We start from the raw sequence: 26,375 nt of genomic DNA on the forward strand, positions 1-26,375 counted from the left end.
CAAACTGCTATGTTTCAATTAAATTGATCACTATACCCAGGTCTTTCAACTGCTCTTCCCCGAATTCGCTCTCTGCAAAAACAGCCACCCTTATCTTCTTACCGATCATGGGCTCCACCCGGTCGATCAATTGGTGTAAATAGGTTTTATCTACATCGCCCACCAGTACCAGGTCTATCACATTGGAATTCTTACCCTCGGCCAGGCCACCGGTAAGATACACTTTTCGGAGACTCCCCAGCTTGTTTACCACTTTCTCGAGTATCTGGTCGAGCCCCACATGCTGCAAAATGATGGAGCGCAGCGAAGTATACAATGGGTGATCAGTATTTACCGAATAATGCTTCACCTTGGTTTGTGCATCATTATTATCTGCTTCAATCAGGTGCATCTCAGATAACTTGGCCAGCTCCAGCCGCACGGTATTGCTGCTCACATCAAGCTCGCGCTCCAGCCCACGCAAATACACTTTGGCCGCCGGGTTGAGCAGCAGCTTGGTGAGCAAACGGATACGGATTTTACCGGTGAAAAGCTGGTCTAACAAGGTGAAACGTAGGTGATAAAACGGCTTCGCCACCCTCACCCCCAAGGATTAGGGAGGCAGGTGATACAAAATTGAGTAGCTAAAGTAAAGCATTTTCGGAAATCTAATATTAAGAAATCCTGAATATTTTATTATTTGTCCTATATAGTTTAATCATTCTTCTATCCATTCAACATTATTTGAGAACGAAAAACATTTTTATCGGTCTCAACGGATCGATTGATGACTGAAAAAACATACCGGACCCCGCCAGATAACTATCCGGTGGAAAAAAATAGTGTGCGGACGCCACCAAATAGTTGGCGGACGGAAAAAAATAGTGCGCGGACGCCGCCAAATAACTATTTCTTCCGGAAAATATAATCCCAATACCGGAGATTACAGAAAGGCAGCACAATCCCCATCATAACCCCCATACCCGTGGTGATCATGAGCAGATGCGAGATCGCATCCCACCGGAAAACGCCGTATTCCCCCCAAAGCGTGCCGGAAAGATGGCCCATCGCGAGCAACCAAATGGCGGTAGCATACACTGCCAGCCAGTGCACCCTATTGCGCAGGGGCATGGGCAGGCCGGTAAAAGCGCTCGTGATGATGAAACGCCTCATCCTGTTAAGCAAAACCAGTATAAACCATTCAATCAATAACAGGTACACCTGCATAACACCCCGCTCATCGAGGTAAGCCGGCAGGGCCTCGGGCACCAGCTTGTGCATACCATAGCGCATTACCCGGTACATGATCCTGGCCGCTATGGTCATAATAGCCAGGATACCGGTGAATAGCAACCAATACCTGAAAAGCATAATAAAACGTTTGATTTTTGTAAATATAAATTAATATCATTATGTTCATATCGCCTAAATTAATGCCTTATGGAAAAAAACCACACCCTCTCTACTGTTAATCGTATGCTCATCAGGTTCGTGACAGACAACAACGCCCACCAACACTTAAGCAACGAAGAGCAGGAAGAAATGCTGAAAGAAACGGAAAAGCTGTCTGCACACTGGCTGATGCATGCCTACAGGAAAACAAAGAAAGTTTCGCTGGATTCGCTGGTGCAGCTAACGCAGAAAGTGGCCGTATACCTGATGGACCAACTGTTTGACAAAGACAGCCAGCTGCTTTTGTCTGAAGCTTGTAGCCGCTGAATGGTAGATGAGTTGCTGGTAATGAGAAGGGGCTGTCTCAAAAGGGGCAGCCTCTTTTTTTTGCGTCATCCTGAGCGAGCGCAGCGAGTCGAAGGACCTGCTTCACACTCAGGCACCATATCTCCTAGCTTCATCAATAAAAACGGAACGAGTAGGTAGCAATACGTTCACTACAAAATGACAAGGCTTCAAAATGAGGTATTTCTACTGTATACCAGCCGGTTTACTTTTGCTATATTTGTACGACACAATACTAAAAACTATGACTGACATTCAATTATATACACAAATATCCTCTCTTCCCACCGACCTCAAAAAGGAAGTATCTGATTTTGTTGAATTTCTTAAACAAAAGACAAAATCAAAGATCAAACTTAAAGAGCGCCAGCCAGGAGCTGCTAAAGGATTAATAAAAATGTCAGCAGACTTTGATGAACCATTAGAAGATTTCAAAGACTATATGTAAATGCAATATTTACTGGATACACATACCTTGTTGTGGTTTCTTCAGGATGACCCGCAATTGCCTAAGAAAATAAGTTCACGAATCAGAAACATTGAGAATAATTGTTTCGTTAGTATTGCCTCACTTTGGGAAATTGCTATAAAAATTAAACTTGGTAAGCTTTCAATAAAATTTCCTTTCGAAAGATTTGCTGTTTATCTGGCTGATAACGACCTGGAAGTACTGGCAATTTCTTTTGACCACATTTCCCAGGTATTAAATCTTGACATGCTGCATCGGGATCCATTTGACCGGATTATAATTGCACAAGGCATAACAGAAGACTTAACCATTCTTACCAGGGATGAGCATTTCGATACACTTTGTCTTTATTCCTTAAAATCATTGTTTTGCTGATTAATGGCTTAAGTCAACAGTGCAGCTTACCGCTTTGTTCTAAAATAATTTCGAACTCCTTGACGCATGCCGAGCGGTACATATCATAATCGATATTTTCAGGATTGGCTTTTAACAATAACCCATATGCCTATCCGATTCTAATTTCGATCATTCAAATTTAAAACTTGAGAAGCTGCAAAGCCAATCTATTACGTTCTGTCATTTCCTTCCGGGTCTTTTTACGCGCAGTAGCTAATTGTTTCGCAGCTTCTTTTTTTTGTGCCGGTGTAAGAGCAACTGGAAACACCAATGCTTCTGCTAATTCTGCCGGAGTATGTTTCTTCTTAGCGTTCATAAAAAAATTCTTGAATTAGTTTGTTCATACTCGGAAGGTATTTTTTAAACCAATCAGGAAGAATGGTTGTTTTCTTTTGCAAAACAGGCAACCCCAATAAAAAGCTAGCCACGTGCTGATGTTCAATTCCGGAAGTATCAATAACCTGAACAGAATCGAACATAGCAAAGTGTTCATTCAGCTTTTCAAGATTACCATAAAAATTATCAGCAACCGTGATTGGATTTACATAATGACCACCAAATTTCACTCTGTCGGTAACACGCAACTCTGAAAGATCTGTATTATTTAATCCAAGATAAATTAAATGAATAGCATATCCTTCCGACTTAAATCTCCTTGGAATATCCCATGTTGACTCATTGGTAAAATGCCCTTCGTAAGCAAAATCAGCTCTTGCATGAACAGCTTCATCAACAAGCGCATCAAATGTTGATGACACAAATTCATACGCTATTCGGCGCATTTCTTTATGGGCTCTGATGCCATCTCGCCATAGCTCTCGCTGCTTATCCATAAATAGCTTATCCCCATCAAAAACCTCGCAGGTATCAACAATATGATCCGGCAGATAATTGGCGCCAAGGCTTGATTTTCCGGCTCCATTGGAGCCAGTAATGATATATAGTTCGGGCATAATGAATCAATATAATTCGAATTGATTCCTGAGATTTGAAACTTCCATTGCGGAAAGCTCCCTGACTATTGTAAAATCGCGTTTGGTATGATTAAGTGTGGCAAGGGAAATATGACCGTCAGGATATTCAATATAGCATTGCCCCTGGGGAAGGTTTTTTGAATTAATCATAAAAGATTGGCCATGCGCCAGCTTATTACGCCGCAATTCCCTTACAGCTTTATTGACTTTATGCTGCCTTTCTTCTATGTTCAAAACTTCATCCATAACAGCTATAAAGTTACGACATTTTAACTAATAAAGTAGCAACTATACAAAGCAAAGCTACGTTATATGCCTAACGCCGTTCCTACTAAAAACGACTCGAGATCAAAGAGAGCAATCACTTACCCATGGAAACTGAAACCCCGCAGACCATCGATCTGTCGGTAAGTTTCCCTCCGGCAAGCTTGCCCACCGTAGCTTCAGCGAAGGTGGGTGAGCTTTTTGCTTTTGAAAACAGAATATTTGTATATGTCAACGCGACAAACCTACGATATCATCAAATCGACCGTCCATTCCTTTTTGCCGGATGCGCGAATTTTATTGTTTGGCTCCAGAGCCAGAAATACGTTCAATGACCAAAGCGATTATGATCTCCTGATTGTCACCAACGGCACACTCGCCCCACGCATAAAAATGAATTGGGAGAGTAAGATCAGAAAAGCATTGATTCAAACCCTCAATGCCCCTTTTGATGTAATCCTGCAAAGCAATCGTGAGGTTCAGGAAAAAAAGAACCTCATTGGACATATTGTCTATTATGCCTATAAAGATGCCCGGGAAATATGAGCTCCGCATCTCAAAACAACAAAGGAAAGATGTCAGCTATAAAATCAATCAGTGGCATGCTCAAGGATAAAATCCCTGCAAAATTGGATTGGAGAAAAATAAAATTAAGCTACCTGATCAAAAAGCATAGCTTATAACCTACCATCCACCCACCTTCGCTGAAGCTACGATGGGCAAGCCCTTTACTAATTTATAATCTCCCGTCTACCAGGTCTCTTTCAATAAACCCTTGTGCGTCGAAGATCAGCGTGCCTTGCTGCTTGAAGCGTGAAAAATCTATCTCTCTGAACTGTTGATGAGCCACCGCCAGTATTACTGCATCGTAATCGCAAGTTAGTTCATCCAACATGTTGATTCCTTCCATTTGACCAACCCAGGGGTCATACACCGCTACAGAAAGACCGGCCGTTACAAGCGTTTGATAAATATCCACCACTTTGGTATTACGCGTATCGGAACAATTTTCTTTGAAAGTAATACCCAATATTAATACCCGGCAACCGGGCAAACGACCTTGCTTTTTGGCTGCGAGTAAAGCGATCAGTTTTTCTGCCACGAACACACCCATCTGGTCATTCACTTCCCGGCCTGACAAGATCACTTTGGACTGATAACCCAACACCTGCGCCTTATGCGCCAGGTAATGCGGGTCTACGCCAATGCAATGACCGCCCACCAGGCCCGGACGGAAAGGCAAAAAATTCCACTTGGTCTTTGCCGCTGCCAGCACATCATAAGTATCAATGTCCATACGGTCGAAAATAAAAGCCAGCTCATTCATGAAAGAAATATTCACATCACGCTGCGCATTTTCTATTGCTTTGGCAGCTTCGGCTACTTTGATGCTGGGCGCCAAGTGTGTGCCCGCAGTAATAATGCTCGCATACAAAGCATCTATCTCGGCGGCAACAGCCGGCGTGGAGCCCGACGTAACTTTTTTAATCGTAGTAACGGTGTGTACCCGGTCGCCGGGGTTGATGCGCTCGGGGGAATAACCACAAAAGAAATCTGTATTGTATTGAAGTCCGCTGGTGCGCTCCAGCACCGGCACACAGTCTTCCTCGGTGCAGCCCGGATATACAGTAGATTCATAAATTACGATATCGCCTTTCTTCAGCATGCTGCCCACCATTTCAGAGGCTTTCAGCAGGTAACTGAGATCGGGGCGTTTATGCGCATCGAGCGGCGTAGGCACAGTAATGATGAACACATTGCAATCTGCAATTGCCTGCAGTTGGCTGGAAAAACGGATATGCGCGGCTGCCTGTATATCTTCCGGTGTTAGCTCCCTCGTTTTATCGACTCCCTGACCCAATTCCTTTACCCGATCCTCCCGGATATCGAACCCCATTACCCGGTAATGCCTACCAAAAGCTACCGCAAGCGGCAATCCTACATAACCCAATCCTACAACAGCAATCTGGTAACGGGAAATCATCGATTCGGGAACGGACATAAAGGCAATTTTATTAGGGGCCGAAATTAAGCAACAATCATTTTTTTCCTGGTATTCATCACACTTGCATTTCGGAAATGAACATTCTCTGGAACAATCAGCTTATATGGACGATTAAAAGCTTCCTGGGAAACTTTAAAATGGTCAGCCAGCTTCCTGATAACTTCCTTAGAAAATCCTTTTTTATAATGAAGAATGTCAGAGATATAACCTTTACTGACTTCCAGGATATCAGCCAGGTCTTTGGCCTTCAATTGATGGTCCTTCATAAGCGCATGAAGCAATTGAACCGGATCTATTTCAGTCAGGGGATAATGCGTAGCATCCCATTTTTCAATCAGCAAGGTCAGCAATGCTATTTCATCTTTCGTATTGCGGTCTTTCAAACCTGAAAAGACGAGTTGCTCTAATACGTTGCAGTATTCTTTGTACTGATTTTTACTGGTAATCACTTTATATTTAAGCGCTTCCATGTTGTTATGTTTTAATAGTCACTTACATTGTATTGTTCACCTGCATTACAAAGTTTATCATATTCAGCATGCGTACCTATCCAACAAATAAACAAATGCACCTGTTTATCTCCAAAAGCATATTTTCCAATCATCCTGTACTTGTTGCCGGCAATATCAAATACAATCCTGCTTGAACCATTTCCAAGCAAATCCGCACTTGGAAAAGTAGCTTGCATATTTGCCGGTATTTCCCAATCGGCGCATTTTAGTTTATTGCACCATGCATCAAACGCAGCGCTGCTTTGAGCATTTTGTTGTGTAAACGCTTCTATTGTTTCTCTTCTTATCAGATGAATCCTCATAGCAAAGATAAGTTTTTTTCTAAAAGTTCTCATTTTGTGAACTTTTTTTATTTGCAGCAGATTGCAAAATAGGAAGATGATGTGGATGGAAATGACGTATAAATACCCAATCAAACTCTTTCCTCATTCTCCTACCTTCAAAAGAAAAAATGCAACGTGGCGGCAGTGTTTACATCCTTACTAATAAAAATAAAACAACACTTTACATCGGCATAACAGCCGATTTAATTCGTCGTATCCAGGAGCACAGAAATCAAGAAAACAAAAACAGTTTCTGTAGCAAATACAATCTCACCTACCTGATCTACTATGAATGGTTCATAGACATTGAAGAAGCCATCGCACGCGAAAAACAGTTAAAAAAATGGAAACGTTCAAAGAAAGAATGGTTGATAGCATCAATGAATCCGGGCTGGGAAGACTTGTGGGAGAAAGAAGTTAAGTATTGGTGAGCGAAGAACGTCATCCTGAGCACTATTTGATCGTCATCCTGAGCGAGCGAAGCGAGTCGAAGGACCTGCTTGAACGTTCGAGCAGACCCCTCGGCTACCCCTTCGACTCGCTTCGCTCGCTCAGGATGACGATAATAAACACACCGCATGCGCCACAAGACCCTCTTTCCGGCCCACAAACCCCATCTTCTCTGTTGTAGTAGCTTTAACAGAAACATCCTTAACAGTGATGGCTAAAATAGAAGCAATCACTTCCTGCATTTGCGGCACATAAGGTTTGATCTTTGGCGCCTCGAGACAAAGCGAAGCATCGATATTCACTACTTTATAACCCTCAGCGCAAATAAGCGCATAAGTTTTAGCCAGTAATATTTTACTGTCGATATTTTTGAACTCAGCAGCAGTATCAGGAAAATGTACGCCAATATCCCCTAAACTCAAAGCCCCCAACAACGCATCACAGATCGCATGCAATAACACATCTGCATCGCTATGCCCCAACGCACCTTTATCATGCGGGATTTTTACCCCGCCGATGAATAAATCACGCCCTTCTACTAATTGATGGAAATCGATACCGTAACCTATTCTGATATTCATATCTCTTTTTTTGTTCGTCATCCTGAGCACCTTCGATCGTCATCCCGAGCGTAGCCGAGGGATCTGCCTGAATGTGGGGCAGGTCCTTCGACTCGCTTCGCTCGCTCAGGATGACGACCTCAGGACGACGGAAATATTTTTATTCTTTACCAATGTTAAACACCAACCCCAACCTCAATGTGTTGGAAAGCGGGTTGCGCGTAATACCACTACCCTGCGGCGCAAGATAAGAGAAATTGATCTGCACAAAATCGTAGTGGAAGCCGGCACCCAGCGTAATGTATTTGCGGTTGCCGCGCGATTTATCTTCATAGAAATAACCTGCCCGCAGGAAGAACTGGTCGTTATAACTGTATTCAGCGCCCAAAGAAAATTGCAGCGAACTGAGTTGATTGGTACCATCGTGGAAAGATTTCATCCAGCTCGACACCACACCCGAACTGCGGAAATCGGCCAGTCTCGCTGAATCTGCAGAAGGGTTGCCCGTAGCCTGTGGAGCAGCCGGCACCAGCAGCTTGTTGATATCAAGCGCTATGTTGAGCTTATTGCTTTCATCAAAAACCTTGGTATAGGCTCCGCCAATTCCTAAATTGGCAGGGATATAATCTTTGTTACGCGCATCATTGGTATAAGAAATTTTACTGCCCAGGTTAGAGAGCGTAACACCCCAGTTCCATCCTTCCCCCGAACTGTTCAGCCCGTTATAAAACAAAGAAACATCTCCCGCCAGGGCATTACCCGCCTTGTACGAAACACCGTTGTAATCGCCCACTACCAGTCGCGAGTTGATATAACGCAACGCTACACCGATGTTCAGCTTGCTGCTGATTTTACGCGAATAACCGGCATCGATGGAAAATTCTGTTGGCTTGGTATTGAACAAAGGGTTACCGGAATAATCGGTGAGCTGTATATTACCCAGGCTGAAAAAGCGCATAGAAGTAGAAATGGCCTGCTCATCATCCAGTTTATGATAAGCAGCCATATTGGCCAGGTACACATCGTTCAACCCCAGGTCTTTGAGCCAGGGAGTATAGTTAAATGCGATCGCTGACCGTTTGGGCGCTGCCAGCACTTTGGCCAGGTTCCAGAAAGGTGCATTGGCATCGGGTGTTGATGCAATACCGGCATCACCCATACCACCGGCACGTGCATCGGGAGAAATACGGAGAAAGGGAACGGCGGTAGAAACAATGTTAACGGACTCTGCCGTTTGAGCCATACCTGAAATCGTGAACAATGCCAATAAAGCAGATAGCCCAAATTTGGGGAAATACTTCATGTAGGGATTTTTAAGTAGATTTCATCTCATCAAGCAGACCATTTAAAATAAGATCATCTGCCCCGCACCTGCATAGCGCTCACCACCTAAGGCAATGATAACCCGGTAAATATAAATACCTTTTTCTAATTTCCTGCCACTCGCATCGGCACCATCCCAACTTATTTGCGCATTACGTGATCCCGCCGATTGCACAATCGATTGCAACTGGCGTACCAGCTGTCCGTTAGACGTGTAGATACCAACCATCACTGAAAATGCTGCCCCGGGTTGGTTGTGTTCGAAAGAAAAATTGGTATGTCCCGAAAACGGGTTGGGATAATTCATTAAATGGGTGATACTAAGTTTCTCCCGCTTAACTACCATAAAGTCCAGGCTGGCAGTAGCCGATTGGTTGGCCACATTCCAGGCCCGCAAGCGGATCGTATGGCGGCCCGGCGTAAGGCCTGATAACTGGTACTGCAAAGACCCGCGTTGGTAATTGTCTTTATCGGCCGTATAAAAATCGTTCAACACCAGGGTATTATTTTCATTGCCGTCGACCACCGCAATGATATCATGACCAATACCATTACCCGATGTGTTGATGCCCGATGTATCGAATATCCGCGCAATGAGCAAAGGATTTTCATTGGTCAATCCGCCGTTGAGAAACAAAGTATCGTTGAGATACAACCGGATCGTTGGCCCCGCAACATTCCCCAGTTGCGCGTCATCCCGAACGAAGTGAGGGATCTCATCAATCCCCGCGCCATCCCTCACCCCATCCTCGGCATACAAACTGATGCGACCATTGCCTTGCTGGTTGAAGCTGATATCTTTCGGCATCACAAAAGAAAACTGGAATTGTCCGTTCGTAACCGTAGCGCTGCCTTTATACAATACCTGTGTCTGTTGTTGAAAACCGGTAACCGGACTGGCCGGATCGTTACCCAGTGTTTTCACGGTCTGCGGTTTATCGTACACCGTGGGATATACCGTTCCGTTGAAATCATTCACCGGCGCTCCATTGGCATCGGTAACCACACCGCCGAACTGGTAGGCATGCAGTGTTTTCAGGGTATCGTTACCGGTGAGCGGATTGCCATTGAGCGTTGTGAGTTTCAGTTGAAGTGTGGGGATGGCCAGGTACATGGCCGGATCGCCCAGCAGCGCAAACTTGCGGGTATTGACCACATCGCCAAAGCCTTGCACGGTAAGGTTCTTGGCCCGGCGCACCGATTCGCCCAGGCTGAGCCGGTTGCCATTGACCGCAGGCTGCAACACAGTTTTCAGGTAATTATCGTTGATGAGCCGGTTGCTGTAGGCAAAGACCAGCCGCGTGGTAGTTAACAACGCAATGGCGCCATTGGAACTGCCCGTTAACACCGCAGCGCCCAATGAATTTTTCTGCGGGTCATCGTGTGGCGCAAAATCGCAGCTCGCTGTAATGAATAGCGGCAGCTTGTTGGGGTTATTGAAACGGTTCACTTCATCCATCCCCAGCACCGCCGCTTCTGACAACCGTTCAAAACTGCCATGTCCGCTGTAGTTAAACAACAAGGTACCATTGCCAATGCGGTTAACGATGGCATCATTCACGGCAGGATAACGCGCGCCGCTGCTGCTGCTCACCAGCGGATAAGCATCGAGATAGATCTTCCGCTGGTTGAACAACCGGTTGGCGGCAGATGCATCGGCAGTTAAGGTTTCGGCATCGTTGAGGTGCAGGTTATTGTCTTTGTCATCGGCCACATAGGTTGTTTGTGTGCGCCAGTTACCGAGACTTTCTTTGGCATGATACCGGATGATCTTATCAACCATGATAGTGGCTTCATCAACCGTGCGCGCGGGTATCCTGCCTACGGCTACATTCAATGAAATGCTATCGGTCAACAATCCAAAAAAATCATCCGAAGTATAAGTAAGCAAAGGGTCGAGCGAGCTGGCGCTCTCGTAACAAGGTACCAGGTTGATATTATTGAAGATGCGGTTGCGGTAATCGAAAGAGCCCGCGCCCATCAATAAAAGATAGCGGGGATTTGCAAACATTTTTACAAAATCACGGATGGCGGTAGGGTCGGCCATGCCGCCGCTGAACTCATTAAATAACTGATCTATCTGCACTACTACCGTACGCAATCCTTCGCGTTGTTGATGAAACTGCGCCAGCCGTTGGGCCTGTTGTAAAAAAGCAGGATGGGTGATGATGATATAATCGGCCGCGGATGATTGATGCAGGTCTTGGTTGGCCAGCTTACCCAGTGGGATGGGTGTGAGCCAGCCTGCACTGCCAAAAGCCACATATTCACGCAGTCGCGATGCGTCATTATTGAAAGCCACCTGCAAACCAACGGCGCTGGTATTCATTTGAACGGGATTGTGCGCATTGGTGATATCCCAAACCGTCAATGCACCGGAGCCATTATTGATAATAGTAAAAGCTGCTACCGACTGGCTGCCTACCGACAACCAATCGCGGAAGAACAAGGGGGTATTGCTGCCAACCACCAATGATTTTCTTCCATGCAATTCAAACCAGTCGACCCAGCCTTGCGCATTGCTGTTGAAGGGCTGAAAGCTGCACCCGATAGTAAGGCTCCCCGAATTGGCAGTAAAAGTATTTTGCCGGATAACAGCCGTAGCATAATGATCGAGGAAATAACCCGATACCGGGGCGATGGTAGCGCTTTGCGCGGGCTGACCGTTTACAGTCAGTTGAAAACTGCTGCTGCCATTCACCGTTCTGCCCGCAAACCGGCTGATCAGCGTAACAGGTGTTCCCGTAAGCACACCAGAGAAATCCACCGGGAAACTGCGCGAAAGAGGCACACCCGGATTGCTGCCGAACTCCTCGCCATACCACTCTTTGCCGCTGCTGAGCAGATTCACCAGGTCGTTCTCATAAAAATAATGTTCATTGTAGCTGTTCACCTGTACGGTAGGCGCAGCAGCGGTGGCAGCCGTTTGTATCCGTTTCCCCGTTCCACCCACGGTCAGGTAATAATACGCAGTATCGCCATATAGGTTTTTATGGTGATGGAATAATTGCTGCAGGCTGTCTTTCTCCCATCGCGTCGTACCCGGCGCGTAAAAAAGAAAATAGTCGTTGTTATTGAAGACCCCATCGCCTCCATCGAACATAGCAATGGCGTTTTCTTTTAAATCGTCGTCGTTCTGTGCGTTTACCGATTCATCCAGCATCCCTCCTCCATTACCATAGAGCCGTATGGAAGCCGATGCCAGGTTGGCCGTATTTACCCCCAGCGCGTTCAACATCGCCACATCTACCTTGTACACGCCTTCCTGCTTCACCCCTATCCTTACCCAGTTACCTGTTGCCAACACTGAATGCGGTACATAGCTACGTTGCGCCCGGGAAGGAAGGGATAAGAAAAAAATAAATAATACAAGAAGCAGTTTACGCATACATCAAAAATAACCAACCCTTCGTCATCCTGAGCGCTCTTCGATCGTCATCCTGAGCGCTCTTCGATCGTCATCCCGAGCGCAGCCGAGGGATCTGCTCGAACGTGAAGCAGGTCCTTCGACTCGCTTCGCTCGCTCAGGATGACGATCGAAGCGAATCTTAAACTTTGCCCTGGGCTTAAGCCCAGGGCAAAGAGTAGTAATATCCCTACACCCAAAACCCCATTCCCCCATCACCCTATAAAAAAAATCTTCTTTATTTTGCTGCACTTTAACAATTTGCCGAATCTAAAATTAGGCTTTTGATAACATTAACAACTTATATTCGCATACACATTCATTCTATATTCAATCCTTTGCAAATGCAGTTACTGAAAACAACCAGGAATTTAGTTTGGCTGTTGGCTATTACAGGCGCTATGGCTTCCTGTAATGTCTTTAAGAAAAAACACGATCAGTCCACCGCTACCGGATGGAACTACAACGATAAAGAGCAGGGCAATTTTCATGTGGCCAAGCCGAAAGACATCAAGACCGCACCCGGACTGGTATTCATCCAGGGCGGTACTTTTTCTATGGGCGCTACCCAGGAAGACGTGATGGGCGACTGGAACAATATCCCCCGCCGTATCACCGTGAACTCATTCTTTATTGACAAGACCGAAGTGGCCAACGTGCACTACCGCGAATACCTGTACTGGCTGCAGAATGTGTTTGGAACCGCCGGTCAGGACTCTATCGTAGACCAGGCCAAACCCGATACCCTTGTATGGCGCAGTGAGCTGGCTTATAATGAGCCTTATGTGGAATATTATTTCCGTCACCCCTCTTATAACTACTACCCTGTAGTAGGCGTGAGCTGGAAACAGGCCACCGAGTATTGTATGTGGCGTACCGATCGCGTGAATGAATTGGCATTGATCAACAAAGGATTCCTCGACAAGAAAAGCCAGATCAAGAAAGAGCTGAACGGCGCCGGACAAGATAACTTCAATACCAAAGCTTACCTGATGGATGAATACCAGGCTGTGCCCGGTAAGCAGGCCGCCTCTAAAAGCAATCCTTTGAGAGACGCACAGGGCCGTCCCAGGACCAAAGTGGTTTTTGAAGATGGTATTCTCTATGGCGATTACCGTCTGCCTACAGAAGCAGAATGGGAATACGCCGCTTACGGATACATAGCGGAAAACCCGCAGAAAAAACTGAGGAAATCGAAGCGGGGCGAAGAGTTGATTGCCAACAAACAGATCTTCTCCTGGAAAAACAATGGCTACGATAATGCGCGTTATGTACAGAAGAGCGCTTACCAGGGCGCTTTCCTGGCCAACTTCAAACGTGGCTATGGTGATAACATGGGTGTGGCCGGCGGATTGAACGATAATGCGGCCATCCCTGCTGAAGTAACTTCTTTCATCCCCAACGGATACGGACTCTATAATATGAGTGGTAACGTGAGTGAATGGGTAGCCGATGTGTACAGGCCGCTGACAGAAATGGATGGTAGTGATTTCAACATGTACCGCGGTAACGTGTTCAAGAAAGTGGATATGAGTGGCGGCGCCGGTAACCTGCGTGACGACAAAGGACGCATCAAGATGGTTCCCGAATCGGATTCAGCTTTGAGGAACCGCCGCAACTACCAGCATTCTTATGCATTGAACTACCTCGATGGCGATTCAACCAGTAATGTTTCTTATGGATACGGCGTAACCACGCTGGTCTCCGATAAATCAAGGGTATACAAAGGTGGTAGCTGGAACGACAGGGCTTATTGGTTGAGTCCGGGTGCCCGCCGCTTCCTCGAAGAAGACCTGAGCAGCAACTCCATCGGGTTCCGTTGCGCCATGAGCCATTACGGCGCTTCCGAAGGAACCTCCACTAAATCACAGACCGGCCAGTTCTTCCCCACCCGCCGGAACAAAAGATAGTAAAAAGGAAAAGGGTTAATACACAGTAAAGCCATACTCGATAAAAGAGTGTGGCTTTTTTGTTGTGCATTTTACACAACTCCGCTCTCGTCGGAGTGTTCCAATGTAATCTTGTAGTGTAATAAGATTCATAAACAAAAATTTGTACTGAGTAATAAATTTATTACCTTTATCATGAAGGCGAGTGAGTTGATACGTCAGATCGTTGTTCCCAATCATGGAAGTAATGAGATAGGCAAAGGCTTAGAATTGAAAATTAAAAAAGACGCCGGAATCAGATGATCATGAAAAAAATAAATATACTGGTGGAACGCACCAAAACCGGGTACTCTGCATTTGCAGAAGACTTGCCTGTTTACAGTACAGGAAAAGATATTGTTACACTGAAAAAAGGCATACTGGAAGCGTTGAATCTCTATTTCGAAGATCAGCAAAAAACAATTACTGAAAGCAACCTAAGGATTACACTGGATCTACATCAGTTTTTTGAGTTTTACAAAGTGATCAATGCTAAAGCCCTGTCAGAACGAATTGGGATGAATCAAAGTTTGTTGGCCCAATATGTAAAGGGGCACAAAAAACCATCCTCTGCACAAACAGAAAAAATATTAAAAGGGATACAACAAGTGGGCAGGGAACTAGCCAATATACAGGTGATCCATTAATCAAGCAGGGACCTTACTATCATGACCATTCAAGAGCTTTATAAAATATACCTGCAGCATCCTTCTGTACAGACTGATACGCGCAAGATCAAAAAGGGCGATATTTTCTTTGCGCTCAAAGGCCCCAACTTCAATGGCAATGCATTTGCAGCCAAAGCCTTCGAACTTGGAGCTTCATATGCTGTAATAGATGAGCCCGTACAAGATATACCTTCAAACAACGCTCAGTTCATTCGTGTTGATGACGTTCTTGAGACCCTTCAATCCCTCGCCCAATACCATCGCGAACAATTCAATATCCCTTTCATAGCCATTACCGGCAGCAATGGAAAAACCACTACAAAAGAACTGGTTTACGCCGTGTTATCATCTCATTTCATTACTTATACTACCCAGGGCAACCTGAACAACCATATTGGCGTGCCGCTTACGTTGCTGAGCATCCGCAACGATGCACAAATGGCCGTGATTGAAATGGGCGCCAATCACCAGAAAGAAATTGAAGGGTACTGTAAGTATGCAGAACCTACGCATGGCATCATTACCAACGCCGGCAAAGCGCACCTGGAAGGTTTCGGCGGAATAGAAGGTGTTAAGAAAGGCAAAGGAGAACTGTTCGATTACCTGCGCGCGCATAAGGGCACCGCATTTATCTATGCCGACTACGATTACCTGCATGATATGAGCAAAGGCATTGAACAAATTGAAACCTACGGTACACAGATCGGCGCCGTACAAGGCCATGTACAATCGAGCGAACCGTTCCTGCAAGTGGCTATTACTACCGGCTTAAACATACGATCGGTTCGCACGCAACTGGTAGGCGAATACAACCTGCCCAATGTACTCTGCGCTCTGGCAGTAGGCCGCTATTTTGGTGTACCGGAAGCAAAAATGGCAGCAGCCATAGAAAACTACAGCCCTTCGAACAGCCGCTCGCAAATGGTGGAGAAAGATTCCAACCACATCATACTCGACGCCTACAACGCCAACCCCAGCAGCATGAAAGCAGCTGTAGAAAATTTTGCCAGGCTGCATGCTCCTAAAAAAGTATTGATGCTGGGCGGTATGATGGAACTGGGGCAGGAAAGCATAGAAGAACACCGAAACATTGTTGCACTCATACAATCGCATTCCTGGGACCGGGTAGTGCTGGTAGGTGGCGACTTTGGTAAGATTGACCAGCCCTTCACCTTTCTGCCTGACTCAACAGCTGCAAAAGAATGGTACCAATGCCAGGGCTTCAAAGACACACACATACTCATTAAGGGATCGAGGAGTATGCAAATGGAAAAAATCCTGGAATAAACGTAATTTTGCAGCCAGAAAAACAAGCTCTATGAACGACGAACCCTTGAGTAAACGTTGGTACCTCACCAGTGTGCTCACCAACCGCTGCCCGCGTTGCAGGGAAGGCAAAATCTTTAAAACCGATAATGCTTATAAGCTGAAGGAAAACACCAAAATGCATGAGCGCTGCCCTGTATGCGGACAACCCACCGAAATTGAAGTAGGCTTCTACTATGGTACAGGTTATGTAAGCTATGCCCTTTCTATTGCATTTCTTGTGGCAACATTTGTTGCCTGGAAAGTATTGATCGGCATGACGTTCAGCGTTGATGATAACCGGATTTTCTATTGGATGTTCACATCCATCGTACTGCTTTTCCTGGCCCAACCCCTCATCATGCGCCTATCGAGAACTTTGTGGTTGAGCTGGTTCGTCAAATACGATCCTCACTGGCGCAACCACCCGCATCAGGCGCCCGAAAGAATTGTTCCTGAACAGATGAATAACTGGTAGTACCCTCTTTTAACCGTCATCTTGAGGTCGTCATCATGAGCGCACTTCGATCGTCATCCTGAGCGCAGCCGAGGGATCTGCCCGAACTTTCGGCAGGTCCTTCGACTCGCTTCGCTCGCTCAGGATGACGATAATAGATAATATAAAAAACTTTGCCCTGAGCTTAAGCCCAGGGCAAAGTTTTTTATTCCTAAAGTATCAATTAGAAGTTATACTTGATTCCAAACTGTCCCTGCCAACGGGAGTTGATAGGATCTACAGTATAGTAGTGACCATCCAAACCGGTAGGCTTGTTGAAATAGAAAGCCGGGTTATAACCACTTGAAGGCTTACCAATAGGCACAATACCTGTCGGGTTCTTCGCAGTGATCAAAGCAGGATTGGTATTAGACGGATCTGCTGCAAAAGTGAGCAGGTTCACCGTATAGTTGTTCACGTTGGTAACGAATGTGATATGTCCCCAGTCGTTGTTGATCAGGTTCAGCACGTTGAAGATATCCAGGCTGAGCTGCAGTGTCTGCTTGGGGTTTTTCTTGCTCAGTCTGAATTCGTGCATCAGTTTCAGATCCAACTCATGGTTCCAGGGTGTGCGCAACGCATTCCTTTCTGCATACTGACCTCTCCTGGTGCTCAGGTATTTATCGCCAGAGATCAGTGCATTCAGATCGGCCCACTGCTGAGCAGCAGTATAAGAACCATTGTCTATCAGTTTGATATCGTTCTGGTCTTTGGGGATATAAGGCAGGTTGGCGTTAGCAGCGTTGTTGAAGGGGTTACCACCTGAAGCATATACTACTGAATAAGGGCTGCCTGACTGACCGGCATAGAAGAAGCTCAATGAAGTAGCATTCATCTGGTTCCATACCAGGGTACTTCCCAGCGTAGCTACGATACGATCGCGCAGATCGAAGTTAGAGTAAGCCAGTTGAGGACTATTGGGTACAATAGCGGGGTTCACTTCGAAGTTAGACTGGAAAGAGTTACGGATACCGTTGCTCAGGTCTTTACTCACACCATAAGTATAAGCAGCGCTCCAGTTCAGGTTCAGGAAGTGGGTACCTACCCTGATGTTGTTGGTAGTCTTGCTCAACTGTGCAGTAAGGTTGTAACGGTAACCTTCAGTGGTATTGCTTAAGAAATAAGCGTTGGAATAACCACCATACAGTTTACCACCGGTATAAACGGGTGACTGTGTAGGCCCTGTGCTGTAATATTCCGCCTGGTCTTTGATGTTGATCTGTTGGAACTTCACATCATAGAGGGTCTTGGTGTACATGCCTTCCAGTGTTAATTTATAACCGTTGCCGAATTTGAAATCAGCAGCCAGGCTTGAACGCCAGATGGTAGGCAGTTTGAAGTTATTGTCGATGATGTCCACCTCGCGGGTAGCGCTGGCGCTGGGTCCACCGTATTTATTTACAGTGTCTTTCAGGTACAGCGGATTAACAGCCAGGGGAACAGTAGTACCGGAAGCAGGCTTGTAATCGATGTTGCCGTATACAGTACCATTCAGGGTATAAGCATATCCGAGCCATGCAAAAGGCATACGGCCTACGAAGATACCAGTACCGCCACGCAGTACTACAGACTGGTTACCATTGATATCCCAGTTGAAACCAATGCGGGGAGAGATGGTAGCCTGACCCAGCCATTTGTTGTTCAGCTGAGAGAACGGCGTATTGGTATAAGTAGGGTTAGTTGAATTATTAGCAGGAACCGTATTCAAAGCCGGATCGGTTGTAGGCTGATTACCCACAGCTGAATAATCTACGCGGATACCCGGAGTAACCTTGAACTTAGGACTGGCAGTGATCTCATCCTGTGCATACACGCTCAGCAATGCCACTTTGAAAGGATTGGGCGGATTGTTGTACAGGGCGTTCCTGTCGTTCGGATATTTAGGATCGGTAGTGAAGGCGCCGCGGATACGGGTAGGCTGATCGGCCTGGAAACCTTTCACATCTTTATATTCCCAACGGCCATTCCATGAGTTGATGAAACCATAAGTGAGGTTATAGAACTCATTATGCGTACCGAAAGTGAACTTATTGACACCGGTAGTATAAGTAACGTTATCGCTCAGTTCAACAGTTTGCTGCTTCATATTATAGATAGAAGCTTCCCTCCAGGTACCAGCCCAGATACGGCCGCTACCAATATCCATGAAGGGCGCCAATACGCCGGGGAAATCGCGGTACTCATGTACGTTGATATAGCTGGCATTGAACTGGTTGTTCAGGTTGTTGCTGAGCTTGCTTTTCAGTTCGGCTACCAGGTTTATGTTCTTGGTATGCTGTGTAAAGTCGGTAGAAGAGAACTGGAAGTTGGTGGTGCTGCGCTCGAGGTTATTACCCCATCCATTCGTATAGATGGCGCGCAGGGTAAGGCTGTTCCTGTTGTTCAGGTTGAAGTCCAAACGCGCGAACAGCTTATCACTGTTGGTGAAGATCTTATATTTATCGTAAGAACCTACATCGTATCCTTTGCTCTGCAGTTGTGCCTGGATGGCCTGTGCTTCTGCAACGGTGATGGCAGCTCCGGGATCGCCTGCATTATAGAAAGTAGGCTCCTGGCGGCGGGTCTGTTCGAAGTTTACGATGAAGAACGCTTTGTTTTTAGCGATCGGACCGCTTACGGTAGTACCGTACTGGTAATCGTAGAAATCAGAACCGATCTTGGTTTTGAGACCGTCTACGCTTTTACCGGTAAGGGTTTGGTTACGGCCATAACCGTATACAGATCCGTGGAAATCGTTGGTACCGCTCTTGGTAACGGCGTTTACGCTACCACCGGTAAAGTTACCCAGCTTCACATCGTAAGGAGCCAGTTGAACCTGTACTTCCTGGATCACATCGAGGCTGTAAGGGTTGGTACGGGTACCGGCGCCGGCAGAACCAGCCTGGCCACCACCACTCACGCCACCAAAAGAGTTACTGAAGCCGATGGCATCATTGTTGATGGCGCCGTCTACAGTAAGGTTGTTGTAGCGGAAGTTGGTTCCTGCAAAAGAGTTGTTATTAGATGCGGGAGTCAGACGGGTAAAGTCAGACAAGCTCCTGCCCAATGTAGGCAGGGTATTCAGTAGCCTGCTTCCAACGGTTACACCGCCCTGTACTTGTTTCCTTCCGGCTGCAGTAACGGTTACTTCTGTAAGCGCGTTGGTAGAGCTGATGAGGTTAACGTTCAGGTCGGGGTTGCTGCCGAGGGTCAGGTTCACATCGTTCATCACTTCTTCTTTGAAGCCTATGAAAGAGATTTTGATGGTGTAAGGACCGCCCGCTTTAAGGTTGGGAACGGTGAAAATGCCTTTACTGTTAGTTTGGGTGGTGGTTACGAAACCGGTGGGCTCGTGTTTAACGGTTACCACGGCTCCGGCAACGAATGCGCCTTTGGCTTCTTTAACATGGCCACTAAGGGTAGCCGATGTTTCCTGGGCCTGCAGCGTGACTGAAAAAAGCAGAACTGCCAATACAGACAATGCTACTTGCAGCTTTTTAAACATACTAAGGTGTTTTTAATTTCGCTGCAAAATTGTTACCATAATGTTACCTGAATGTTAACAGAAGGCTGTTAGTGCATATTGGTAACATTAACTTAACACAGAAGAACTGAGGTACCCTTGCTACGTCATCCTGAGCATCCCTTATTTCCGTCATCCTGAGCGAGCGAAGCGAGTCGAAGGACCTGCCAGAGATTCGGGCAGATCCCTCGGCTGCCCCTTCGACTCGCTTCGCTCGCTCAGGGTGACGTTGCTCGGGATGACGATCGAAGAACGCTCAGGATGACGCACCTGTTTTAGTGCTCATTACCCGCTGGGCGCGGTAAATACCGGAGTGACCACTGAAATAATAAGCGGTGAAACAGGCTATTGCATAGTAAAGGGTGTACTCGCCGCCAAACAGTTCAATACCCATCAAAGTACAAGCGATGGGCGTATTGGTGGCGCCCGCAAAGACGGCGATAAAGCCCAGTCCGGCCATAAGATCAATGGGCGCGCCGGTAAGCGTGGCAATGGCATTGCCCAGTGCGGCGCCGATGAAAAACAGGGGCGTCACCTCTCCTCCTTTAAAACCAGTGCCAATGGTAATTGCGGTGAACAGCAGTTTCCAAAACCAACTGGTATAGCCGGCACCACCGGGCTGGAAAGAAGACACAATGCTCACGCCATTTGTATGTGCACTCGTAACGCCTAATCCCAGGTAATCGGAAGTACCCAGCACCAATGTCAGCACTATAATGATACACCCGCCGGCTAAAGGGACCAGCCAGGGCGTTTTGATATATTGCGTACTGTACTTTTTGATGTTGCGAGACAGTTCGGCAAAAAAGAACCCAGCCAGCCCGAAACATATACCAGCGAGGATCACTTTCATGAGCAGTATCCCGTTGAAATGCAGGTATGGCAACAGATGTGCCGCTGCTGCCTGCAAAGGGGCGATGGCATAATGCGTATGCCGGATACCCCATGCGCTGCAAGTGATATCGGCCAGGAAAGCAGCTATAAAGCAGGGCAACAGGGCCGTATGGTTGATGCGGCCAACTGCCAGTACTTCCAGCGCAAAGATGGCGCCTGTTAGAGGGGTACCGAAAACAGCCCCGAAGCCGGCAGCCATTCCCGCCATCAGCAATATGCGCAGGTCGCTCCTGTTGAGCCGCATCCATTTACCGAGGAGTCCTGCCATGCTGCCGCCCATTTGAACAGCCGTTCCTTCCCTGCCCGCCGAGCCACCGAATAAGTGGGTGATGAGTGTAGTGATCAACACCAGTGGCGTCATGCGCGCCGGCACGCCTCCGCCCGGCTCATGGATCTCATCCATGATGAGGTTATTGCCCGCTTCGGCATTCTTGCCGGCGTATTTATACAGGAAGAAAATCAGCACACCTGCTACCGGCAATAAGAAAAGCAGCCACTCATGCTGCTCCCGCATGGTTGTTACTTTATCGAGCAACCACAGAAACAAAGCCACCAGCGAACCCACCAGCACAGCCAATGGCAAAGCATAAGCCGACCATTTCAGCAAATGCAAAAAGATCGACAACTGTTCAAAAGAAGATTTGATTTTTTTCATGCAGACCGATAAAACTGAGCACAGTCATCCCTAAACCTTTATTCTTTGATAATTTGTTCTATAAAATCAAGTAGATCTGGCAACTTACGAGATACTATATCCCACACTATGTCATAATCTACTCCAAAATAATCGTGTATGAGTTTGTGGCGTGTGCTGATGATTTTTCGCCATTCAATTTCCGGATGATCAGATTTGAAATCAGGATCTAGTTTATTGCTTGCTTCGCCTACTATTTCTAAACTGCGCACGATAGCCCGTGACAAAACAGGATCATTAATTACTGTTTCCTTTGTTTTGTCTTGAGTAGCTTTTAAAACAAAAGAAATTTCATCAGCTATATGTTTCAGTAATTCCAGATCAGATGGCGACATGCTCTGCACGTTTTAGAATATGTGGGCCTATGAATTTGTTCAGTGACTGGGGCGTTACCAACTCGACCCTTCTGCCAAGCAGGTCCTCCAGGAAAAAAGACAACTCCATAAAGTTGTCGTAAGTTTTTCTTTGAGGGTCAAAATTAACCAGCAAATCCACATCGCTCTCCGGACCTGGTATACCTCGAGCAAAAGATCCAAAAAGACTCAGGCTCTCTACGCCATAAGATTTGATCTTAGACCCATTGGCTTTTAACATCAAAAGCAGGTTATTCTTATCCTGAACAGGCTCTTTCATGGGTCTAAGATACTACTTTCAGAAAGCATATCCGCGATCAGCGCCGTCCATCCGGTTTGGTGACTGGCACCTACTCCATGCGAATCATCGCCATGAAAATACTCATAAAACAATACCAGCTCTTCGTTGCCGGGCCGCTCATAAAACCAGCTGTGCCTGCCATGTACCGGCCTTTTTCCATTGGCATCTTTGGTAAAGATACGGATCAACCTTTGGCGCAACTGTGCCGCCACTGCTTCGAGGTTCATAAAATTGCCGGAACGCTGCGGGAATTCAACGCGCAGGTCGTTGCCATAGAAGGCGCCGTATTTTTCTATGGATTTTACCAATAAATAATTGACGGGCATCCATACCGGACCCCGCCAGTTGGAATTGCCGCCAAACAATCCGGAAGTGGAATCGCCCGGATCGTAGCTCACTTCATAATCGTTGCCTTCGATGCTTATCCGGTAAGGATGGTCTTTATAATATTGGGAAAGCGCACGCACGCCGCCGGGTGACAGGAATTCCGATTCATCCAGCAGTTTAGACAACAAAGCCGTTAACTTATCTGTATCGACCAGGGAGAAAAGAAGCGTATCCGGATCTTTTCTTTCTGCATAGGCTTTATAATGATGGATGGTTTCTTCATAATGATTGAACCAGTTCCTTCTTTTTTCAAAACCCGGCAAGCGGCTGCACTGCTCTTTAGTCAGTATCGATACCGCAAACAGAGGCACCAACCCTACCGCCGACCTGATCTTCAGCGGCACGGGCGCTTTTCCATATAAGCTCAGCACATCATAAAAAAAACGATCTCCTTCGTCCCACAGGCCCAGGTGATTGGCGGCATCGGCAATCAATATAAAATGCTCATAAAACTTGGTGACCATGTCTTCAAAAGCCAGGTCTTCCGTGGCAATCTCAACGGCCATGTCGAACAAATGCAGTGCATACATGGCCATCCACGCAGTGGCATCCGTTTGTTCCAGCTCCACTTCATCGGGCAACTGGCTGCTGCGGTTGAAGACGCCGATATTATCTAACCCTAAAAAGCCTCCGCTGAAAATATTATTCCCGTTCAGGTCTTTACGGTTCACCCACCAGGTAAAATTCACTACCAGCTTCTGGAAGATCTTTTTAAGGAATGTGATATCGCCCTTGCCGGTTCTTTGCTTTTCTATCTGGTATACCTGCAACGCGGCGAATGCCTGTACCGGCGGATTCACATCACTGAAATTCCATTCATAAGCCGGCATTTGTCCGTTCGGGTTCATATACCATTCCCTCGTAAGCAATATCAATTGATGCTTGGCAAACTGCGGATCAATGATGGCCATGGGTATGCAATGGAAAGCCAGGTCCCAGGCCGCATACCAGGGATATTCCCATTTATCGGGCATGAGAATCACATCGGCGTTTTTGATGTTCTTCCAGCCGGCATTCCGGCCTTGCTGTCTTGCAGCGGCAGCCGGACTGACGCCGTCCGACGATGCCAGCCAGTCTTCTATATCGTAGTGATAATATTGTTTACTCCAAAGCAGACTGGCGAAGGCTTTGCGCTGCAGGGCGGCAAGAGAAGGATCTGTTTGCGCGGGGAAGACTGACCGGTAGAAATCATCCGCCTCCTGTTGGCGCGCTGCAAACAATTGCGGCAGCCGCTCATCAAAAGGCGTTTCGGTTTGATGGCTTGTAATGCGCGCATAGATCAACTGACTGGCGCCGGGTGCAATGGTTAGTTCATATACAGCCGCACATTTGGTGCCCGTTGGTTGTTGCGCCAGTAGTTCCCTGTTCTTTCCATCTATCACCGCATCATGAAAAGCATCTTTCACAAAAGGCGATGGGTTGGGCCGGCCGAACAAGCGTTCCGTATTGGTCTCATTTTCTGTAAAGAAGATGGCTTGTGGTTGTTGCACATAATAGTAATAGGTACCAAGGTCTTCGTGAATCGCCTTTACCGTTTGTTCGTTGATCCGTTGCAGTTGCGGTTTTTGTTGCATCTGGCCATACTGCCATTTGTTGAAGAACCATAGTGTGGGCAATACAGTTATAGTAGCGGCATTCTTGCCTTTGTTGGCAACCTCTATGCAGATGGAAATATCTTCGCTGTTTTGTTTGGCATACGTAACCGATACATCGAAATAAGCATCCTGGTCGAAAATGCCTGTATCGAGCAACTCATACTCTTCTTCGAATTTATTTCTGTGCTTATTGGTGCTAACAAGGTCTTCATAAGGAAATGCCTGTTGCGGATACTTGTACAGGTATTTCATATAATAGTGCGAAGGCAGGTTATCGAGGTAATAATACAGTTCCTTAACGTCTTCGCCGTGATTGCCTTCGTTATTGGTGAGTCCGAACAGGCGCTCTTTCAGTATGGGATCTTTGCCGTTCCACAACGCTACGGCAAAGCACAATTGCTGCCGGTAATCCGATATACCGGCGAGCCCATCTTCTCCCCACCGGTACACGCGGCTGCGGGCATGATCGTGGGGGAAATAATTCCACGCATCGCCGTTTTCGCTGTAGTCTTCCCGAACAGTGCCCCATTGTCTTTCGCTGAGGTAAGGGCCCCATTCTTCCAACGGCACTTCCTTACCGGCATTCTTTTCTAACCGTTCCTGTTCTGCTGTCATACAACTTATTTGAGTTATCCATTGGTGGAGAAGCCGGGATAAAGGGTCATGCCGCCATCACAGAAAACAGTGGTGCCGGTAATATAATCCGATTCGTCGCTTGCCAGCCAGGCGGCCAGTTTGCCAATGTCTTCCGGCTGACCGATGCGGTTATAGGGTATCAGCGTAAGTAGTTTGTTCAGCGCTTCGGGTGTTTCCCAGGCGGCGCGGTTGATGGGTGTTTGAATGGCGCCGGGGCCGATGCTGTTGACACGGATCTTTTTAGGCGCCAGCTCCTGTGCCATGCTTTTCATCAATAACATGATACCGCCTTTGGAGCTGGCATAGTTCACATGTCCGCCCCAGGGAATGACTTCGTGCACGCTGCTCATGCAAATGATCTTACCGGCGGCAACACTTCTTTCAGGTACAATGCCCCTGCGTAAAAACTCACGCACCGCCTCTCTTGCGCAAAGGAACTGCCCGGTGAGGTTGATATCGATCACCAGTTGCCAATCGGCGAGTGACATATTTTCAAAAGGAGAATCTTTTTGCAAGCCTGCATTGTTCACCAATATATCGATGGTACCGAATTGTTTGTACATGGCCTGGAACATAGCCTGTACCTGGTCTTCCTTGCTCACATCTGCCTGCAAAGCAATAGCCGTACCACCATTGTTTTTGATTTCTGTTACAACAGCTTCAGCTGCTTCGGGATGGGTTACATAATTGACCACCACATTGGCGCCATCATTTGCCAGCGCAATAGCCACGGCTTTACCGATACCGCTGTTGGCGCCTGTAACCAGGGCGGACTGACCTTTTAATTTGGGATTGGGATTCATGCGGAAGAATTAAGGTTCGATGATGCTGATGCTCGTTTAATGGTATTTGATCTTATATACAAGAATGATCAACGCAAAAATCAATGTGACTCCATTGGCTGCAGTAACCGGAATGTTGGAAGTAAAAAGACCGAAGAGCAACCACAACAAAGTGCCGAAAGTGAACAAGCCATACATGGAAAGCGAGATACCCGAAGTGTCACGGGTCCTGATTGTTTTAATGGCCTGGGGGAGAAAAGAGACCGTGGTACAAAAAGCCGCTGCAAGTCCCAATAGGGTTATCGGATTCATCGCTGGTTTTCAGGGAAGATAGTGATTTGTATAATGTACCCTTAAAAAAGGGCAGGTAGTTAAGAATGAATTTTTCATCCTAAATTACCGAATATGACAAAGAAAACCAGGCGCAAGTTCAGCG

The 26,375-nt window shown here is 46.7% G+C and carries 27 protein-coding genes; 9 read left to right on the forward strand and 18 right to left on the reverse strand.

What is annotated here, in order from left to right:
- Positions 1-7: 7 nt before the first annotated feature.
- A complete protein-coding gene (locus tag BLU98_RS08640; RefSeq protein WP_139173870.1) occupies positions 8-544 on the reverse strand; it encodes an ArsR family transcriptional regulator in 537 nt (178 codons plus the stop codon).
- Positions 545-885: 341 nt separating this feature from the next.
- Positions 886-1,350 (reverse strand): hypothetical protein, encoded by a 465-nt coding sequence (locus tag BLU98_RS08645; protein ID WP_092723633.1) that lies wholly within the window; start codon positions 1,348-1,350, stop codon positions 886-888.
- 69 nt (positions 1,351-1,419) lie between these two features.
- Here BLU98_RS08645 and BLU98_RS08650 point away from each other — a divergent pair, with 69 nt between their 5' ends.
- From BLU98_RS08650 to BLU98_RS08660, 3 genes are all read left to right on the forward strand, one after another.
- Positions 1,420-1,698: a hypothetical protein gene (locus tag BLU98_RS08650; protein ID WP_139173871.1), complete on the forward strand. Its 279-nt coding sequence runs from the start codon at positions 1,420-1,422 to the stop codon at positions 1,696-1,698.
- A 262-nt stretch (positions 1,699-1,960) separates the two neighbouring features.
- A complete protein-coding gene (gene vapB, locus BLU98_RS08655) occupies positions 1,961-2,164 on the forward strand; it encodes a type II toxin-antitoxin system VapB family antitoxin (protein WP_092723665.1) in 204 nt (67 codons plus the stop codon).
- Positions 2,165-2,560 (forward strand): type II toxin-antitoxin system VapC family toxin, encoded by a 396-nt coding sequence (locus tag BLU98_RS08660; protein ID WP_092723635.1) that lies wholly within the window; start codon positions 2,165-2,167, stop codon positions 2,558-2,560.
- A gap of 160 nt (positions 2,561-2,720) precedes the next feature.
- Here the strand turns inward: BLU98_RS08660 and BLU98_RS17775 are convergent, their stop codons facing one another.
- The 3 genes from BLU98_RS17775 to BLU98_RS08670 are packed head-to-tail and all read right to left on the reverse strand — an operon-like array spanning position 2,721 to position 3,801.
- On the reverse strand, positions 2,721-2,897 hold the full coding sequence (locus tag BLU98_RS17775; RefSeq protein WP_223696265.1) for a hypothetical protein: 177 nt from the start codon (positions 2,895-2,897) through the stop codon (positions 2,721-2,723).
- Positions 2,887-3,534, reverse strand: a complete 648-nt coding sequence (locus BLU98_RS08665; RefSeq protein ID WP_092723636.1) for an ATPase — start codon at positions 3,532-3,534, stop codon at positions 2,887-2,889. Before BLU98_RS08665 ends, BLU98_RS17775 begins: the two co-directional genes overlap by 11 nt.
- Before the next feature lie 6 nt (positions 3,535-3,540).
- On the reverse strand, positions 3,541-3,801 hold the full coding sequence (locus BLU98_RS08670; RefSeq protein WP_092723637.1) for a hypothetical protein: 261 nt from the start codon (positions 3,799-3,801) through the stop codon (positions 3,541-3,543).
- A 246-nt stretch (positions 3,802-4,047) separates the two neighbouring features.
- Between BLU98_RS08670 and BLU98_RS08675 the strand changes: the two genes are divergently transcribed.
- Positions 4,048-4,365 carry a nucleotidyltransferase domain-containing protein gene (locus BLU98_RS08675; protein WP_092723638.1) on the forward strand — a complete coding sequence of 106 codons (318 nt, stop codon included), beginning with the start codon at positions 4,048-4,050 and terminating at the stop codon, positions 4,363-4,365.
- A gap of 190 nt (positions 4,366-4,555) precedes the next feature.
- Here the strand turns inward: BLU98_RS08675 and BLU98_RS08680 are convergent, their stop codons facing one another.
- The 3 genes from BLU98_RS08680 to BLU98_RS08690 are packed head-to-tail and all read right to left on the reverse strand — an operon-like array spanning position 4,556 to position 6,671.
- Positions 4,556-5,821 carry a nucleotide sugar dehydrogenase gene (locus tag BLU98_RS08680; RefSeq protein WP_257574837.1) on the reverse strand — a complete coding sequence of 422 codons (1,266 nt, stop codon included), beginning with the start codon at positions 5,819-5,821 and terminating at the stop codon, positions 4,556-4,558.
- Between the two features lie 26 nt (positions 5,822-5,847).
- Complete coding sequence (locus tag BLU98_RS08685) at positions 5,848-6,294, reverse strand: helix-turn-helix domain-containing protein (protein WP_092723639.1); 447 nt, start codon at positions 6,292-6,294, stop codon at positions 5,848-5,850.
- 11 nt (positions 6,295-6,305) lie between these two features.
- Positions 6,306-6,671, reverse strand: a complete 366-nt coding sequence (locus BLU98_RS08690) for a type II toxin-antitoxin system HigB family toxin (RefSeq protein WP_257574838.1) — start codon at positions 6,669-6,671, stop codon at positions 6,306-6,308.
- A gap of 116 nt (positions 6,672-6,787) precedes the next feature.
- On the opposite strand from BLU98_RS08690, the gene BLU98_RS08695 reads away from it, so the two are divergent.
- The gene (locus BLU98_RS08695) at positions 6,788-7,090 is read left to right on the forward strand and encodes a GIY-YIG nuclease family protein (RefSeq protein ID WP_092723640.1); all 303 of its coding nucleotides are present in this window, start codon (positions 6,788-6,790) and stop codon (positions 7,088-7,090) included.
- A gap of 120 nt (positions 7,091-7,210) precedes the next feature.
- On the opposite strand, the gene ispF is transcribed toward BLU98_RS08695, so the two are convergent.
- The 3 genes from ispF to porU all read right to left on the reverse strand — a co-directional run bounded on the left by ispF (position 7,211) and on the right by porU (position 12,380).
- Positions 7,211-7,690: a 2-C-methyl-D-erythritol 2,4-cyclodiphosphate synthase gene (gene ispF, locus BLU98_RS08700; protein ID WP_092723641.1), complete on the reverse strand. Its 480-nt coding sequence runs from the start codon at positions 7,688-7,690 to the stop codon at positions 7,211-7,213.
- A gap of 139 nt (positions 7,691-7,829) precedes the next feature.
- A complete protein-coding gene (porV, locus tag BLU98_RS08705; RefSeq protein WP_092723642.1) occupies positions 7,830-8,972 on the reverse strand; it encodes a type IX secretion system outer membrane channel protein PorV in 1,143 nt (380 codons plus the stop codon).
- Positions 8,973-9,014: 42 nt separating this feature from the next.
- Entirely contained in the window at positions 9,015-12,380 is a 3,366-nt protein-coding gene (gene porU, locus BLU98_RS08710; RefSeq protein ID WP_092723643.1) for a type IX secretion system sortase PorU, read from the reverse strand.
- A 362-nt stretch (positions 12,381-12,742) separates the two neighbouring features.
- Here porU and BLU98_RS08715 point away from each other — a divergent pair, with 362 nt between their 5' ends.
- The 4 genes from BLU98_RS08715 to BLU98_RS08730 all read left to right on the forward strand — a co-directional run bounded on the left by BLU98_RS08715 (position 12,743) and on the right by BLU98_RS08730 (position 16,777).
- Positions 12,743-14,308 carry an SUMF1/EgtB/PvdO family nonheme iron enzyme gene (locus tag BLU98_RS08715; protein WP_092723644.1) on the forward strand — a complete coding sequence of 522 codons (1,566 nt, stop codon included), beginning with the start codon at positions 12,743-12,745 and terminating at the stop codon, positions 14,306-14,308.
- Between the two features lie 284 nt (positions 14,309-14,592).
- Positions 14,593-14,973, forward strand: coding sequence for a hypothetical protein (locus BLU98_RS08720; protein WP_257574839.1), 381 nt, complete (start codon positions 14,593-14,595; stop codon positions 14,971-14,973).
- Positions 14,974-14,994: 21 nt separating this feature from the next.
- Positions 14,995-16,281: a UDP-N-acetylmuramoyl-tripeptide--D-alanyl-D-alanine ligase gene (locus BLU98_RS08725; RefSeq protein WP_092723646.1), complete on the forward strand. Its 1,287-nt coding sequence runs from the start codon at positions 14,995-14,997 to the stop codon at positions 16,279-16,281.
- A gap of 31 nt (positions 16,282-16,312) precedes the next feature.
- Entirely contained in the window at positions 16,313-16,777 is a 465-nt protein-coding gene (locus BLU98_RS08730) for a DUF983 domain-containing protein (protein ID WP_092723647.1), read from the forward strand.
- Positions 16,778-16,979: 202 nt separating this feature from the next.
- On the opposite strand, the gene BLU98_RS08735 is transcribed toward BLU98_RS08730, so the two are convergent.
- The 7 genes from BLU98_RS08735 to BLU98_RS08765 all read right to left on the reverse strand — a co-directional run bounded on the left by BLU98_RS08735 (position 16,980) and on the right by BLU98_RS08765 (position 26,251).
- Positions 16,980-20,279 carry a TonB-dependent receptor gene (locus BLU98_RS08735; RefSeq protein WP_092723648.1) on the reverse strand — a complete coding sequence of 1,100 codons (3,300 nt, stop codon included), beginning with the start codon at positions 20,277-20,279 and terminating at the stop codon, positions 16,980-16,982.
- Positions 20,280-20,553: 274 nt separating this feature from the next.
- On the reverse strand, positions 20,554-21,846 hold the full coding sequence (locus BLU98_RS08740) for a voltage-gated chloride channel family protein (RefSeq protein WP_092723649.1): 1,293 nt from the start codon (positions 21,844-21,846) through the stop codon (positions 20,554-20,556).
- 38 nt (positions 21,847-21,884) lie between these two features.
- Positions 21,885-22,220 (reverse strand): HepT-like ribonuclease domain-containing protein, encoded by a 336-nt coding sequence (locus tag BLU98_RS08745; protein WP_092723650.1) that lies wholly within the window; start codon positions 22,218-22,220, stop codon positions 21,885-21,887.
- Positions 22,207-22,518, reverse strand: a complete 312-nt coding sequence (locus BLU98_RS08750) for a nucleotidyltransferase family protein (protein WP_092723651.1) — start codon at positions 22,516-22,518, stop codon at positions 22,207-22,209. Before BLU98_RS08750 ends, BLU98_RS08745 begins: the two co-directional genes overlap by 14 nt.
- Positions 22,515-25,136 (reverse strand): MGH1-like glycoside hydrolase domain-containing protein, encoded by a 2,622-nt coding sequence (locus tag BLU98_RS08755; RefSeq protein ID WP_092723652.1) that lies wholly within the window; start codon positions 25,134-25,136, stop codon positions 22,515-22,517. Before BLU98_RS08755 ends, BLU98_RS08750 begins: the two co-directional genes overlap by 4 nt.
- A 14-nt stretch (positions 25,137-25,150) precedes the next feature.
- Positions 25,151-25,960: an SDR family oxidoreductase gene (locus tag BLU98_RS08760; protein ID WP_092723653.1), complete on the reverse strand. Its 810-nt coding sequence runs from the start codon at positions 25,958-25,960 to the stop codon at positions 25,151-25,153.
- Positions 25,961-25,996: 36 nt separating this feature from the next.
- Positions 25,997-26,251, reverse strand: a complete 255-nt coding sequence (locus tag BLU98_RS08765; protein WP_026773633.1) for a SemiSWEET transporter — start codon at positions 26,249-26,251, stop codon at positions 25,997-25,999.
- Positions 26,252-26,375 lie beyond the last annotated feature (124 nt).

The organism is Hydrobacter penzbergensis (assembly GCF_900106985.1).
GTDB classification, from domain to species: Bacteria; Bacteroidota; Bacteroidia; order Chitinophagales; family Chitinophagaceae; genus Sediminibacterium; species Sediminibacterium magnilacihabitans.